The sequence below is a fragment of the Anaerococcus rubeinfantis genome, from assembly GCF_001487145.1.
GTDB lineage: Bacteria > Bacillota > Clostridia > Tissierellales > Peptoniphilaceae > Anaerococcus > Anaerococcus rubeinfantis.
In genome coordinates, this window is sequence record NZ_LN913016.1 from 1,314,547 (window position 1) to 1,330,788 (window position 16,242).

Consider the following 16,242-nt stretch of genomic DNA (forward strand, 5'->3'; position numbering starts at 1 on the left):
CCTTTTCGTATTTATCCATTATAACAAAAAACATAATATAAGAAAAATTTAGAAATTTTAAAAAAATATTAATTTTATTATTTCTACATAATTTCTACATAATCATTAGATATTATAATGCTTGTAAAAACGAGTTGTAAATATTTTGTAACTATTGTTACGAAATAGAAATAAATTAAAAGGAAATAACTAGTTAATAGTTACAATAAATTAAAAAATTACATAAAAGGAGTAATCATTATGACAAATTTTAAAAAATACGCTCTAGCAGCGGCAATCGTACTACCAACAATTTTCACAGCATCAAACAAATCAGAAGCTGCTGTTGCAGTTAAAAATGAAAATGTAGCAATGGGAGTTAATGTTAGGGAAACTGCTGGTACAGATTCAAATATTATCGGGGGAATCCACAACAATAAAGCTTACGAAGTTATAGAAAACAATAATGGATGGTTAAAAATTAATTTTAACGGAAAAGAAGCTTTTGTTTATGGAGATTTATTTAATATAACTGAAGAAGTTAAAGTTGTAAGTCCAGCTAACTTTAGAAAAGCTGACAATTTAAATTCTGAAATTTATCAAGTACTTCAAGCAGGAAATGTTGTTGAAGTTAAAGCTATAGCTAACAATGGATTCGTTAAAGTTTCTTTTGAAGGAAAAGAAGGATATGTTTACAGCAATCTTTTAGATCTTTCTCAACACATTGTAAATAATGCTATGGGTCAAGTTGCAAGTACTAATCAACAAGTAGCTCAAGCACCTGCTCAAGATACACAAACACAAGCTCCAGCTCAAACTTATCAAGCACCTGCTCAAACTTACCAACAACCAGCACAAACTTACCAAGCTCCAGCTCAATCATACACAGCTAATAATTCATCAGCTAAACAAATTATAGCTCAAAGAGAATCTGGTGGATCATACAATGCTAGAAATGGTCAATATATCGGAAAATATCAATTATCATCAGCTTACTTAAACGGAGATTATTCACCAGCTAACCAAGAAAGAGTTGCTGATCAATATGTAGCTCAAAGATATGGTTCATGGGACAATGCACTTGCATTTTGGAACAACAATGGTTGGTACTAAAATTAAATAATTTATAAATTTAAAACTTCAAGCGTAATTGCTTGAAGTTTTTTTGTTGGAAAATAATTTTAAAAGAAATATTTTTTAATTTATTTCAAGATTTTATTAAATCACAGGCTAGTGTAATAATGAGATCTCTCGACTTCGCTCGAGATGGGTTTAGCTTCGGTTTGATTTATGTTTTTGATTTAATAAATGAACTAATCTTTTTTTATTTTTCTAATTTTATTTATTACAAACTAAGTGTAATAAGGAGATTTCTCGACACTAAAACCCGTTTGCTTCGCAAATTTTTTTCGTGCTTATGAAAACTCATTTACTACATAAATTCTTCCGTGCTCTCGCACTAGTTTTCAGGATTTATAACCGAAATCAACGGTTATAAATCTGCACTATTTTTAGGGATAAATATGCCAAATCAAGGCATATTTATCTGCTCGAGATGGGTTTTACTTCGGTTTGGTTTTTCATTTTTTTAATTTAATTAATCAGCAATTATTTTTTATTTTTCAAATTTTATTTATTACACTCTTAGTGTAGTAAGAGTTCTCTTGACTGTACTTGAGATGGGTTTATTTGTTTTATTTGTTTTTATAGGTCAAAAAATCCTTCTTGGTATTTTTTTATTACTTTTTTGTACAAAAATATTATTGTAAGAATAATTAAGCCTATTACAAATAAAAATCCAAAATAAATATTTGTAAATTGGTAAATTATAAAGGTTATGGCTCCTACTATTATTAGAACAAATCCTTCTACTAAATAGTATCCAATATTTTGTGAAGATCCTTTTGTAAGGTCTCTTTCTTTTTCCCAGTGGATATTTATTGTGTTTGCGTCCATTAATAAACCTTGTAAGGATGATATAAGACTTGATAGGCTAAATCCTATAAAAATAGAAATACTTGCCAAAATATTTATTTTTGTAATTAGGCTTAAAACAATTGTAAGTGATAAATTTATAATTAAATTTATTGTATTTATAGAAAGAGCCCTTGCTAGTACATTTTCTTTTGGACTTATTGGTAGGGTCAAAGTTTGGTACAAGCTCTCCCCTTCTCTTGACAGGGATGAATTTATTCCAATATCGTTTGCTGATACAAAAAATCTAAAGACAAATGATCCCAAAATTATAAATAAATATATTTCTTTGTTTTTAAGATTTACCTCTTTTATTAGTTCAAAAAGTCCACTTGACCCAAATCCCCACAAAATTGTAAGCATTATTATTGATGATAGGACTGGAAAAAGATAAACTGGACTTTTTATAATAGTTTTGAAATCTTTTTTGTAAATTGCCAATATGGTTGATGATTTTTTGTAGGAAATATTTTTATTTTTCTTGTGAGTTTTAACCTGCTCATTTCCTGTAAGTGAATCAAGATAGATTTTTGATGCAAGCTTTGCAAGAATAAATAAAATTATTAAAGTATATAAATATAGGAAAACACTATACAATAAAAAATCTAGTGTATTTCCACTCAAACTTTTCCCGTATAGTCTTGTATGAAAAAACAAAAACGAAGCCTTGCCTGAATGTTTTACAAATATTTTCATTAAATCTGCAATTATTCCATTTGATCTACCATCTTTTGCAAAGGCTGAAAAATATATAAAACCAAGAGCAAACAAAGCAAATCCATAGCCTATAAATTTAAATGTTGTTTTGTAATTTCTTATATTTGAAAATCTCATAATTAACATTATAGGAATTGAAATAATTGCAACTGATGTTACAAAAATTGGAAAAACGTTTATTATTTGTCCCAAAATTCTTATAAAAGAAAAGCCCATATTAAATAAATAGACTCCAATCATCAAAATATAAAAATAAAAAATTTCAAATTTTGATAAAATTATTGCCAAAAATTTCGATAAATAAATTTCTTCATCCTTGATTGGCATGGTCATCAAAATATTTATGTCCTTGCTTTTGGAATAATCTGAAACTAAATCAACAGCAGAGCCTATAACCACAAACACACTTATTATTAATGATGCTGATGTAAAATATGAAAATTCATCATTTTTTGTCAAGTAGGTAAAAGCCAAAAAAGCGAAAGTTCCAAGACCAAGAGCGGTATAAAAGCCATAGATTAAAAGCAAGTATAAAATTCTTAGAGTATAGTCATTTGGAAGTCCGTAAACTTTTGTTCCTGGAAGATATTGTGAAATTTCTTCCTTGAAATTTTTCATAAAAAGTCTTTTTAGTCTTTTATTTTTCATCTGTAAGCTCCAAGAATAATTCTTCCAAGGACTTATCTTCATTAAGATTTTTCCTAATCTCATCAAGCCTTCCTTGGGCTACAATTTTTCCCTTAGAAATTATAGCAATTCTATCGCAAATATTTTCAGCAACTTCCATAATATGGGTTGAAAAGAAAACCATTTTTCCATCATCCCTTCTCTCCCTCATTATTTTTTTAAGATTAAAAGAAGATTTTGGATCAAGACCTACCATTGGTTCATCCAAAATCAAAAGGTCTGGATCATGGATAAGGGATGAAATTATAGCAAGTTTTTGCTTCATTCCATGAGAAAATGAAGAAATCAAATCAGCCATAGCCTCTCTTATATCAAAATAATCAAGATATGTATTGAGCCTTTCATCCCTTGTTTTTTCGTCAATTCCATAAATATCTGCCACAAAATTTATGTATTCAACTCCCGTAAATTTATCAAATAAATCGGGATTGTCTGCAAGATATGAGAATTTATTTTTGTATAAAAGTGGGTCATCTTCAAGTTTTATTCCATCAATACTTATCTCCCCCTTACTTTTTTTAATCAATCCAACAATAGCCTTTATTGTTGTAGATTTTCCAGCCCCATTTGGTCCCAAAAATCCAAATATTTCTCCATTATTTACAGTAAATGATATATTATCAACAGCAAGCTTGCCGTTTTTATATTTTTTTGTAAAATTTTTGACTTCTAGCATGAAACCCCCTTGTATAAAAACTCATTTTATATTTACCCAAAAAATAAATAAAAAAATCTCACGGAAAATTCCATGAGATTAATTATAAATTTTAATTTGAACCCTCAATGGTTACAATTTGTTTTTCGTATTCATCGTGAACTTTAACAGGATCGACTGTAAGACGAGCAATATTAAAGGCGTGGTCTCCGATTCTTTCTATTGTTGATGCTACATCAACAAAAACAGAACTTGCAACTGTAGATAATTTCTCTCCTTCTGTAAATCTTCTGTAGTGAGACCTTCTTAGATTTTGTTCTAGTAAATCTAGGTTTGCTTCATCTTCTTTTAAGGTACGATAAAGTGAAGAATCTTCGGATTCGAAAACCTCTATTGCATTTACATAGTTATTGATAACTAGGTCATAGATTTTATTCAAATCTGCCAAGGCTTCTTCATTATAAAATTCTCCCGCCTCATCAATCTCGTCAAAATATTCTCCAAGATTTTGAGCAAGGTCTGAAACTCTTTCAACATTTATTTGCACTTGTAAATAGTTATGAATATCTTCTTCAAGCTCACTTACTAGATTTGATTTAGAAATATCTAGTATATATTTTTGAATTTTTGTATCCATTTCATTTACCAAAGCTTCCGCTTGGTTGGCTGTGGATAGGTCGTTTTTGTCTCTTGTATTTAAAAATTTTTGTGTTGATTTTATAGTTTCAAGGGCAATCTTACTTTCTTTTATAATTGCAGTTTTTGCTTGATCAAGAGCTGCAGCTGGGAAAGTATTTATCAAACTTTCTTCAAGTTCAATGTCTGAAACATCGGAGAAGATTGAATCTTTTCCAGGAATGATTTTGTGAAGAATATTTGAAACATATTTTATAATTGGAACAAAAATAACCATACCCACAAAGTTAAAAGTAAAGTGTCCAAGTGCTATAGTCATCATTGGATTTAATGAAAATTTATCAGAAACAAAGGAAATAAATCCTTCATAAGGCACCAATAAAATTAAGAAAATCCCTGAAACAATTACATTAAATAAAACATGGAACAAACTTGTTCTTTTTGCAGATAAGGATCCTCCCAAAGATGCAAGAATTCCAGTTATACAAGTTCCAATATTTGCTCCGAATAAAAATCCTAAAGAAAGATCAAGTCCAATAGCTCCAGATGCAAACAAGGATTGAACAATTCCTATAAAAGCTGATGAAGATTGGATAAGAGCTGTCAACAAGGCTCCAACCAAAACAGCAATTATTGGATTTTGACCAAGATCTGTAACAACTTTTTCAAAACCCGGAATATTTTTAAGTTCAGCAAGGCTATCACCCATCATTTTTAGACCAATAAATAAAAGTCCAAAACCAATTAGGATTTCACCAATATATTTTCCTTTTCTTTTTTTGGCAAATAAAAAAACAACAACACCGATAAGGCAAATAAAATAAGATAAATAATCTAAATTAAAACCAATTAAAACTGCAGTAACAGTTGTACCAATATTGGCACCCAAAATTACACCAATGGCTTGCTCAAGACTCATTACTCCTGCCCTAACAAAAGAAATAGCTATAACTGTTGTTGCTGATGATGATTGAATAAGTCCAGTAATAACAACTCCAACTAAAACTCCCTTGATAGGATTTGATGTATATTTTTCAACATAGCCCCTAAGCTTTGGTCCAGCAAAATTTGTAAGAGCTTCCCCCATCAAATTAATACCAAATAGAAATATCGCAAGCCCACCTGCAATCAGGTTCCATTGCAAAGACGATAAATTCGATAATTGCATAATTCCTCCAAATAATTTATTTAAGATAAAAAGATTTTACAAAAATCTCACCTAAATATAATATTATCATAAAAAATACAAAACAACAATTGAAAAACAAATATTTAAGTCACAATAAAAAGAAAATAAAATGAATAAAATTAATAAAAAATTTTAAGAAAGTTTTAGGAAATTTCAAATAAAATTTGAAATATTTTTTGATTTTTTTCATTTTAAAAACCAAAATTTCAATAAATAATTGACAGCTAATGACCATTAGCCTATAATAGAATTAAGAAATATTTCTTGGGAGGCAACATGAATACAAAAGAGAAAATTTTGTCAAAATCTTTGGATTTATTTTCTAAATACGGTTATTCAGATGTGTCTATGGAAAATATTGCAAAAGAAGTCGGAATCAAAGCCCCTTCAATTTACAAACATTTTAAATCAAAAAAAATTATTTTTGACACAATTATAAAAGATGCCGTAATCAGGATTGACAATGAATTAGATGATGTAGATAGCTACAAAATTATAAAAAATGGTCATCCATCATTAAATATAGAAAAATTATCTATAGATATTTTCAAATACCTACTCCATGATTCCTTTGTTTCAAAAGTTAGGAAAATGTTATCTATAGAAATGTACAAAAATCCACAAGCCATGCAATGTTACGTGGAAAAATTTATAGAAAATCCCATGACCAAACAGCAAGAAATTATAGACTATTATAGTCTAAGCAAATTTTCTGACCTAAAAGTTCTATCTACCATCTTCTATTCACCAATTTTATTAGCTGTGAAATTGTACGATGCAGATCCTAAAAAAGAAGATGAGCTTATAGAATTATTAAAAAAATCCTATGCACAATTAGAAAAGATTATAAGCTAAAAAATTTTACTATTAAGTTAAAGGAGGAAATTATGAATTTAAACCAAAAAGTCAAAACATATGGAGTAGAAAAAACTTTAAAATATGTCCACAAGGACCCAGAAAAAAATCTAAAAAAAGCAATAGATTTAGCAAAGAAAATTTCACCAAATGATTATAGAACACAAATAGAAACAATAGATAAAGTAATAAAAGATCCAGAAGATGTTTACCATAAATACATATTAAATATGCTAAACACAATAGATCCAGAAGTGTTCGACAAAACAATTATAAATTTTCTATTAAATTCAGTCTTGTTCAGTGAAGATTTGAAAAAAGAAAGTAGAGAAAAATATAAGTGTAATATTCCTTGGACAATACTTCTAGATCCTACAACAGCCTGCAATTTAAAATGTAAGGGTTGCTGGGCAGCAGAATACGGAAACAGTTTGAATTTATCCTATGAACAAATCGATGATATTATCCGTCAAGGAAAAGAAATAGGAATCTATTTTTACATTTTTACAGGTGGAGAACCACTCGTAAGAAAAAAAGATATATTAAAAATTTGCGAAAAACACAATGACTGCGAATTTTTAATTTTTACAAATTCAACCCTAATTGACCAAGATTTTATCGAAGAAATGCTCAGACTTAAAAATATAGTTCCAGCAATCTCAGTAGAAGGAGAAGAATTTACAACAGATGCAAGAAGAGGCGACGGAGTTTATAATAAAGTTATAGAAAAAATGAATTTATTAAAAGAAAGTAAACTTCCATTTGGAATATCATGTTGCTATACTTCCCAAAACTATGAGTCAATAATTAGCGAAGAATTTGTAGACGAAATGATAGAAAGAGGAGCCTTGTTTGCTTGGTACTTCCACTTTATGCCAGTAGGAAAAGGTACAGGCAAAGAACTCTTACCAAAACCTGACCAAAGAAAACACGTCTACCACCAACTAAGAAAATTTAGAAAAACAAAACCACTATTTTTCCTAGATTTTCAAAATGACGCAGAATATATCGGAGGATGTATTGCAGGAGGAAGAAATTACCTTCACATAAACGCAAACGGCGATTTAGAACCATGCGTATTCATCCATTATTCAGACTCAAATATAAAAGAAAAAACCCTAGTAGAAAGTCTACAATCACCATTATTTATGGCCTACCACGACGGACAACCATTTAACGAAAATATGTTAAGACCATGTCCAATGCTAGAAAATCCAAATTTATTAAGAGATATGGTAAAAAAATCAATGGCAAAATCTACAGATATACTAGAAAAAGAAAACGTAGACGATTTATGCGATAAATGCGAAGACTATGCAGAAGATTGGAAACCAGTAGCAGAAGAATTGTGGAATAATTAAAACTAAAAAATAAATCGATAGCAAAGACTTATTGAAAAATAAGAATTAAAAAAAGTGCCAGAAGGCACTCAGACTGTTGATAAACTAAAAATTTGCCCATTTCGAGCGAACGTAGTGAGTCGAGAAATCTCATGAGATTTCTCCGTGCGTTCGTTTAACTCACACTAAAACATGTTTGATACGCAAACTTCTTCGTGCTTTCGCATTTAGTTTTAGGGATAAATATGCCAAATCAAGGCATATTTATCTAGTCGAGATGGTACGTAGCTTAATTTTTATTTTAAAATAAAATATTATCTACATTCATACTTTATCTACACTCTGAGTGCCAGTAGGCACTTTTTTTATATTATCTTTTCTAATTTTACAAAAAGATTAAATTTGAAAAAAATCAAATTAAGAAAATAATTCATCAAACAAATCATCCTGAAAATCAAAATGAGTTACAAAACCAACAGGAACTTTTCCATCAGTTGCATCAATAATTTCCCTTGCCCCTTCTTTTCCAAAAGCCCCACAAAGCTCAATCACATCGGCATATCCAATTAAAGATTTAGAAATTTCTTTCGCCTCTTCAAGATTTTTAACACCAATAATTTCAGCATTATTATTTTTCCCAATAGCCTTCCTATCAACCTTTGAATCAAAAGGCCCCATAATCATATAAACAAATTTCATTTTTTCTCCTTAATGCTTTTTAAATAAGTTTAAAATATTATACCAGCTTATCAATAAAAAATGGACTCTTACAAAAGTATGAAAATCACACTTTGCAAGAGCCCATCAAAATTCTTATTAATTTTATACTTTTTCTTTATCTCTGCTATTATTAATTAAAATAAATAGCCTTCTTGCAACTAGAATAATCAAGATTAACAAAATAAAATTTTCTTTTATACCAGTTGCTACAACAGCACTGATTTTTTTCTTATTTTTTGCTTTTTCTTGACTTCTTATTTTGTAAATATTGTGAAAATTCATTTCTTCAACTTTCTTGTTTGAAGAGTTTATAATCATGATTTCATCTTTTACAAGTTGCCCATCTTTTTCTATAATTTTTACAAATAAAGTATATAACTCTTTATCTTGGGTGACATTTTTTATATCTGTTTTATTTTGATATAATTTGTACTTGTATTCACCTGGTTTTTGATATTCTATATTTATTTGTTTTTTCTCATCTGCCTTTAGACTAAAATTATAAGTCCCATTTTTCGCCTCTGGCAAAGGAGCATCTTTTGAAATCGGATCTAAAATATATTCAAAACTATCTTGAGGTTTCGAATATGGTGAATTTATACTTACATTTTGTCCAACCTCAAAAGAATAATCCACGCCTTTAGCATAAACTTTTGTTTGAAAGAGAAAAAACACAGAGAGAAAAGCTAAAGTTAAGGAAAAGCAAAAAAGTGCTTTTAACTTAATACTTATTTTATTGTACATTCGTCTTAGACTCCTCTCTTTTTTTTTCGGCTAATGTTTTGGTAAATTAAATATATTAAAACTAAAATAATCCATATTATAATTAAAATAATCAAAAGATTCAATTTATAAAATTTTGAAATTAGCTTAGCAAATTTATTTTCTTTTTTTTCTTTTTCCTTGTAGATATTTTTTTCTAGCTTATCAGTAAGCCTACCCACAAGAATTGACCTACCATTTGTCACAGAAAAATCGCAAGTATCTAGAATAACAATATTTTCTTTTTCACTTAAATTTATTTTTCTAGAATATTTACTATTTTTATAGATATAGTCAATAAGCTCAGGATTTTCTTTTATAGTTTTTGCAGTATTTAAAATCTTTTGATCATCTCCAACAGTTTTTATTAAAGCAAAAAATTCTATCCCCTTAGTTTTTTTGCCAAGTCTGTCGAGTTTTCCATATTTGTGACTTTCAAAAAATTTCTTGTCATCAAAAAGCTCCAAATCTCCAAACATTTTTCTATCTGCCATAAAATGTCCATAGATAATATTTTGATAATCAGAAAAATCTTTGCTATTTGACGAATCCAAAAAAATTGATCCAGCCGTAGAAAACTTTCCAAGAACTGTTTTATTTAAATATTCATCATTATCTTTTCCTTGAACAACTGGATAATCAATATTTGTTCCATAAATATCAATCCAAGCTATCAAATCTGGATTATTTTTTTTCAAATCATTGAAAGTTAGATTGTCCTCACTATTAGGTTTATAAACTTCATAATAATCGCTATCAGCAATTTCCATAACTTTATGAGTATCCCAAAAAGCATAAATTCCTATAAACATAGCAAGAAGAGAAAGGATTAGGATAAAATAATCCAAGGTTCTGGATGCTTTTCTAATCCTTCTTATTTTCTTTTTTTGCTCATCATTTAGAATTATTTTTTTATCACTTTTTATTTGCGAACTATCTATACTTTCTTTTTTTCTCTTATCTTTCATTAATAGTAACTAAATAATATTATGCGTAGATTTCCTCTTCTTTTCTATTTTTTACAAAGAAGAATATACCAAATCCTGCAACTACTACTAAAGCAATATATGGTAGGTTGTCAATTAAAATACCTGTTATAGGTGTATTTTTATTTGTAAATTCTGCATAGTTTCCGCCTTCTTGGTCACCAATAAAACCTACTGCGGTTTTATCACTTGATGAATTCTCATCTTTTTCAAAGAAGTTAGATTTAGTAGAAGGGGTAAGACCTTTAGAATCTTTTTCTGTTACACTTACCTTTGAGCCTAAGATTACATCTGTAAATACTACTCTCTCTTTATCTTTTAGTTTAACTGTAAACTCTGTACCATAAGCTGCTGTTTGTTCTGCTCCAACTTTCCCATCTTTATCCACTACTACATATTTAAGTTCTGTATCTTTTGAATTTGATCCAACAGCCTTATCTACTTGTACACCAAAATCAAAAGATTTTTCTAAATCATAATCTTTTTGACTATCTACAATCTTTTTAAAGGCAAAACCTTTTTTGTCATCTTCTGTTATATCTGTTCCACCACCTGGATTATCATTTCCATCTTTTTTATCGTAATAGTTTTTAAATTTAAGACCTTTATTATCATCATAATTTAATTTTCTTGTTATTTTTCTATCTTGCTGAGAAACTACAATATCAGTTACTTCTAGATTTCCTTCTATTTCTTCAACCTTAAATTTAATCTTATAAGGGTAGTACTCTCTTTCTCCTGGTTTTGTAAATTTACCTCTACGATTCAATAAGTAACCATAATCCATGTCTTTAATCCCATTATTTGGAATCACTTCTTCTAATTCATACTCATATATACCGGATTCAGTCCATTGTATATTACTTAAATCAACACCTACAGTCTTTTCAACTTGTATGCCAGCTTCTGCTTGATCAGAATCAGTATCATCTGCTGCTGTATATCCTATTTTTACATTTCCAATTGCAGGAGCATTTTCAGTTTTTGGAGTAAAACTAAATTCAAATTCTGCATCTGGTGTAGTCACACCCTTTTCTACCTTGTTTAGTATCTTTGTAATCTTTAAATCTTTCCAAATTTTTACGTCTGTCTCGCCCTCTGCATTTGCCTTTGGCATAAATGCTCCGCCCAATAATGTCACTGCTAATGCACTTGCTATTATTTTCTTTTTTATTGATTTCATTCTTTTTCCTTTCTTTATTTTCAATTTATATTTATTTTCCTTACTTGGAAAAGTAAATAACACTTTTTTATTTTAAAATTTCTAAAAATTTTAAAGTTAAATAATTTTTATAATAAAATTTTATATTCCTCTTCGTCTTAATAAGGTAAATATTTTTCCTTTAATCAAATTAATTTTTACTGGTCCAAATAATCTTGAGTCAACAGCCTTATCCCTATTATCTGCAAGAAGAAAAACTTCATCATCTTTCAAAGTAAGGGGATATTTTACTCCGTTTGTAAAGGGAAGGGTTGGCTTATAAATATTTGGTTCATATTGATTAGAGCCATTTACCACAAGACCATTTTCATTAAATTCGACTTTATCTCCAGGCATTGCAACAACTCTTGCAATTTTTGTATTTCCATCATAGCTATAAACAACTGTTTCTCCGACAAGAAAGTTTTTGTCTGGTCTAAAATACAAAATCATATCTCCTGGCTTTACACTTGGTATCATTGAGTCATCTTCAAATCTATGAATTCCAAAGACGAATGTAAAAGTACTTACTATTATTATTAAAATTGTAACAAGTTTAATTAAAAATTTGATTAGGGCCTTTGCCACTGGATCTTTTGTTTTTTGATTTTTTTTATTCATAGTTTCTTAGACTTTTTTTCCAAAAATTAATTATACTTACAAAAACCCCAAAAATTCCTAATGCCAGTATGATTTTTGTATAATTATTACTAAAATCAACTATTCCTGTTAAAACTGCTTGGCTAGAATTTACTCTAACATTTACCGTTGATTTTGAATTGTCCAAATATGTTATTGTAACTGGAACTTCTTTTTCATTTTCTTTTGAAAGATTTATTTTTTTATAATCTTCATCTTTTACTTCAAGATTTTTTATCTTATCTGGATTTAAGACATTTTTTCCATCAACTTTCATATCAAGAGCATTTTGTCCTGTTTTATTTTGTTGTGGAACATCTTCATTGTAAGCAAATTCGCCTTTTTTTACAGCTTCAATTATTTTTTTCTTACTTAACTTTTCATCTGTCCTTGTCTTTATTTCTTCCGGTATTACTTCTCCTTTAGAATTTTGGGTTTTTATTGTATACCTTATAGCTGACCATGATTTATTTTCATCTACATCACTTGAAAGCATGTATATTTTTTTGACTATCTTTTTATCTTCGCTTTTTAGAATCTTATCTCCAAATCCATTGTAAACTTCAAGTTTTAAATCTGTTACTAAATTTCCAGAATCTTTACTTTCGAATGTTTTATTTCCTAAATTAAGCTTTACTTCTTCTGAATCTTCTAAATCTAGCTTATCATTAATATCTATTTTTTTTAATTGATTATTTTCTTCTTCTAATGAAACTTTTTCTATTTTCCTAGCATCTTTTATTTTTATAGGATAATTAACTACATCCCCTGCATAGGTTGAATAATCAAAATATGATATTTCTTTTATATTAGCCTTGTATATTGTATCTTTGTAATAGACTTCTAAGTTTGAATCAAAACTAGGATTCCATCCAATTAGTTCATAGCCTTTTTGTGAAGAAACTTTTGGAGCTTTAATTTTTCCTTTAACATTTTCTCCTTTTAAAACCCAATAAATTTTGTTAGGGTTTTCTATATTTCCTTTTTCTCCACAATCAAATTCTACTTTCACATAATCATTATCAAAAACCCTTTTTCCAGTATCCAGATCAAGATATGTCGGGCGATTTTTTCCTACAATAACTTTTTTCTTTCTAATTAAATTTACTTCTGTTGGATTTGAAGGCTGTTCTTGTTTTATCCCTTCAATTTTGTAGGCAAAATCTTCTCCAGCCTTGCTAATAAATCCATTAGAATTTGCATCTTTTAAGTTTATTTTTTTCTCTTTACTGCCATTAAAATTGCCTATATTTTTTTCATCTACTTTAAGATTTTCGTACAAATCATGCTTATTATTATCTTTAGGAATATTTTTTGTACTACTTTCATTACCTATCCTATAGATTATTTCGCCAAAACTAGGATTATCTACAAGATTTCCATCTTCATCCTTTGTTTTTACAATAATGTCTGTATTTTGAACTTGGTAAAGATCAATATTTAGTGTAGTTGTAGGGTATTTTCCATCCCAATTAATTTCTTTACTGGTATCAGTCTTAAAAGTTTTTTCATTTGATAAGTCAAAAGATGTTTCAACATAAGATTCATCTTGATAAGAATTTAAAAACTCATCAGCAAAAAATAGTTGAGAAACTAATCCAAAATCTATTTCAAGCTTATCTTTAGAAAAATCACTAGATTTATTTAATTCGTCTACATAATGCTTAATAACTTCTTTTCCATCGACAATATCATTATAATGAACTGAACTTTTCCCTTTTAGATAAATTTTCCCACCATTTGGATAGACTTTTTTAAAATCAAAATCTTTTCCATTTAGACCATGTAAATTGATTTTTACAATAAGTTTTGTCTTATCAAATTTTGGATTAAAATATCTGGTAGATAAAATCTTAGGATTTTTTGTTTTTATATTTTCCGTTATAGGAAGATCTGTTCCAGATTTTTTTTCATTTTCTATATTGGACTTTTCATTTTCTTTGCTTTTTTGAAGATTTTGATTTTTAAAATCCGTCTGAATATTATCACTTTTTTTCTGAAAATCGTTTTCATTAGTGTCAAATGGATCTTCTATAATGCTTTTTTCATTGCTATAGATTTCATCTGCGGATGTTGGATAAATACTTGTTGAAAAAATAAAAAAAGCCAAAAACAAAGATGTTATCTTGAATTTTTTCATATCATATACATACCTCCTTTACAAATTATATTGTAAAATCTAAAATGATTTTTAAGAACGCTTCATCTTAAAATAGTATACATTTTTTAATAAGTATTCTATTAAACATATATTAGCATAATCAAGGCTTTTTATCAAGTTAATAATTTAACATTAATAAAAAATGAGCTAAATCTAAAAAATTTTATTTCGTTTAAAAAGAAATTTATTAATTTAGTAGATTTAGCTCATTTTTTTAAGAAAATAAAATGCACAATTATTTTATATATTCATATCCTCTTAAAGGATAATATTGGATTTTTCCTTTATTTTCTGTAAGAAATTTTGGTTTTGAAATTTCTTCTGAGTAAACACGACTTGTAATCACTTCTTCTCCGTCATTAATGAATATTTCGATTGATGATGTGTCGTTAAATATTCTTATATTTTTAATTTCCTCAATTTCAATATGTCTTTTGTCTCTTCCAAAACCACTTTCATTCATAGTTAGGGTCAAAAGATTTTTCTTATATTCTAAAAATACATTTTTTCTAATTTCTAACTTAAAATCTTCTTTTCTTTCAAAGTTGACTTTCATTTCAAAAAGCTCATCTTTTATATTTAATCCTTCAAACTCTTTAATTTTGCAGGAATATTCTTTAAGTCGTAACTTTTTCATTTCTTCGATTGGATTTTGTGTAAGCTTATTATTTTTTATTTTCAATTCTTTTGGCATGGATAGAGCGTTGTTCCAACCATATTTTACTGTCGGTTCGTTTGTATATTCTGCATCTGGAATTCCCATCCAGGTATATTGAATCCTTCTTCCTTTTTCATCCAAAAAACTTTGGGGAGCATATACATCGAAGCCATGGTCTAATTCTTTAAATTCACTCAAGGAATATTTTTTTGTTTCAAAATCATAATCTAGGAAAAAATATCCACATTGGTAGACATTTTCATACTTGTATCCATCTTTTTCGACTCCTTGGGGGCAAGTAACTAGGACTAATTTCCCATCAAGTTCAAAAAGGTCTGGGCATTCCCACATGTAGCCAAATTTTTCTTTTGGTGTGATCATATCAAAAAATTCAAAGTTTTCTAAGTCTTTGGATTTGAATAAAAGCAAACATCCTACATCATCTTTCATCCTTCCGCCGATTGCCATATAATAATTTCCATCTTTTTTAAATATTTTTGGATCTCTAACATGGCAGGACATAAATTCAGGATAGTCTTCGTTTTTTAAAATAATATTTTTTTTGTCATAATTAAAACCGTCAGAGCTTGTAACTTTTATTGTATTTTGTTCTCTTCCAACTAAAACTCCATCATAACCTTCCATATCTTTGTAGGTTACATTTCCTGTATAAAAGAAATGAACTTTTCCATCTTCTTTGAAAGCTGACCCACTATAAACCCCGTCCTTGTCTTCTTTGATGTCTGGATATAAAAATGGTTCTTCTTCTTTGAAAGTAAGCATATCGGAGCTTGTATAATGGCCCCAAGTTTTTAAACCCCAGCCTGGATTAAAGGGTGTGTATTGAAAATAAATATGGTACAATCCATCTTTTTGATAAAGACCATTTGGGTCATTTAAAAATCCTGTTGGTGGCATCAAATGAAATTTCAACCTGTTTGGATCAGAATTTACTTTTTTTCTAAATTCTTGATTTTCTTTTTCTAAATTAATATATGTCTGTCTATTCATAAATTTTATCCTTTTCTATTTTTTGAAATTCTCATTTATTTTTTGTACTTTTCTATAGGTCAATTTTTTATA

13 protein-coding genes are annotated in these 16,242 nt (G+C 28.4%); 3 read left to right on the forward strand and 10 right to left on the reverse strand.

Annotated features, from left to right (window positions below; translation table 11 throughout):
• Positions 1 to 240: 240 nt before the first annotated feature.
• Positions 241 to 1,092: an aggregation-promoting factor C-terminal-like domain-containing protein gene (locus BN3265_RS07245; RefSeq protein WP_058990926.1), complete on the forward strand. Its 852-nt coding sequence runs from the start codon at positions 241 to 243 to the stop codon at positions 1,090 to 1,092.
• Between the two features lie 591 nt (positions 1,093 to 1,683).
• On the opposite strand, the gene BN3265_RS07250 is transcribed toward BN3265_RS07245, so the two are convergent.
• From BN3265_RS07250 to BN3265_RS07260, 3 genes are all read right to left on the reverse strand, one after another.
• Positions 1,684 to 3,318, reverse strand: coding sequence for a hypothetical protein (locus BN3265_RS07250; protein WP_058990927.1), 1,635 nt, complete (start codon positions 3,316 to 3,318; stop codon positions 1,684 to 1,686).
• A complete protein-coding gene (locus BN3265_RS07255) occupies positions 3,308 to 4,033 on the reverse strand; it encodes an ABC transporter ATP-binding protein (RefSeq protein WP_058990928.1) in 726 nt (241 codons plus the stop codon). The genes BN3265_RS07250 and BN3265_RS07255 overlap by 11 nt, the downstream gene beginning before the upstream one ends.
• Positions 4,034 to 4,124: 91 nt before the next feature.
• On the reverse strand, positions 4,125 to 5,816 hold the full coding sequence (locus BN3265_RS07260) for a Na/Pi cotransporter family protein (RefSeq protein WP_058990929.1): 1,692 nt from the start codon (positions 5,814 to 5,816) through the stop codon (positions 4,125 to 4,127).
• A gap of 297 nt (positions 5,817 to 6,113) precedes the next feature.
• Here BN3265_RS07260 and BN3265_RS07265 point away from each other — a divergent pair, with 297 nt between their 5' ends.
• Together BN3265_RS07265 and BN3265_RS07270 are read left to right on the forward strand one after the other, a co-directional pair.
• Positions 6,114 to 6,692 carry a TetR/AcrR family transcriptional regulator gene (locus BN3265_RS07265; RefSeq protein ID WP_058990930.1) on the forward strand — a complete coding sequence of 193 codons (579 nt, stop codon included), beginning with the start codon at positions 6,114 to 6,116 and terminating at the stop codon, positions 6,690 to 6,692.
• A gap of 32 nt (positions 6,693 to 6,724) precedes the next feature.
• Positions 6,725 to 8,053 carry a radical SAM/SPASM domain-containing protein gene (locus BN3265_RS07270; protein ID WP_058990931.1) on the forward strand — a complete coding sequence of 443 codons (1,329 nt, stop codon included), beginning with the start codon at positions 6,725 to 6,727 and terminating at the stop codon, positions 8,051 to 8,053.
• Between the two features lie 396 nt (positions 8,054 to 8,449).
• On the opposite strand, the gene BN3265_RS07275 is transcribed toward BN3265_RS07270, so the two are convergent.
• From BN3265_RS07275 to BN3265_RS07305, 7 genes are all read right to left on the reverse strand, one after another.
• The gene (locus tag BN3265_RS07275) at positions 8,450 to 8,731 is read right to left on the reverse strand and encodes a DUF6506 family protein (RefSeq protein ID WP_058990932.1); all 282 of its coding nucleotides are present in this window, start codon (positions 8,729 to 8,731) and stop codon (positions 8,450 to 8,452) included.
• Positions 8,732 to 8,854: 123 nt separating this feature from the next.
• Positions 8,855 to 9,496 (reverse strand): Spy0128 family protein, encoded by a 642-nt coding sequence (locus tag BN3265_RS07280; RefSeq protein WP_058990933.1) that lies wholly within the window; start codon positions 9,494 to 9,496, stop codon positions 8,855 to 8,857.
• Between the two features lie 5 nt (positions 9,497 to 9,501).
• On the reverse strand, positions 9,502 to 10,482 hold the full coding sequence (gene srtB / locus BN3265_RS07285) for a class B sortase (protein WP_058990934.1): 981 nt from the start codon (positions 10,480 to 10,482) through the stop codon (positions 9,502 to 9,504).
• A 19-nt stretch (positions 10,483 to 10,501) separates the two neighbouring features.
• Entirely contained in the window at positions 10,502 to 11,683 is a 1,182-nt protein-coding gene (locus tag BN3265_RS07290; protein WP_058990935.1) for a DUF7601 domain-containing protein, read from the reverse strand.
• A gap of 120 nt (positions 11,684 to 11,803) precedes the next feature.
• Positions 11,804 to 12,322, reverse strand: a complete 519-nt coding sequence (gene lepB, locus BN3265_RS07295) for a signal peptidase I (protein ID WP_058990936.1) — start codon at positions 12,320 to 12,322, stop codon at positions 11,804 to 11,806.
• Complete coding sequence (locus BN3265_RS07300) at positions 12,315 to 14,480, reverse strand: hypothetical protein (RefSeq protein WP_058990937.1); 2,166 nt, start codon at positions 14,478 to 14,480, stop codon at positions 12,315 to 12,317. The genes lepB and BN3265_RS07300 overlap by 8 nt, the downstream gene beginning before the upstream one ends.
• A gap of 256 nt (positions 14,481 to 14,736) precedes the next feature.
• Positions 14,737 to 16,170, reverse strand: a complete 1,434-nt coding sequence (locus BN3265_RS07305; protein ID WP_058990938.1) for a glycoside hydrolase family 32 protein — start codon at positions 16,168 to 16,170, stop codon at positions 14,737 to 14,739.
• Between the last annotated feature and the right edge of the window lie 72 nt (positions 16,171 to 16,242).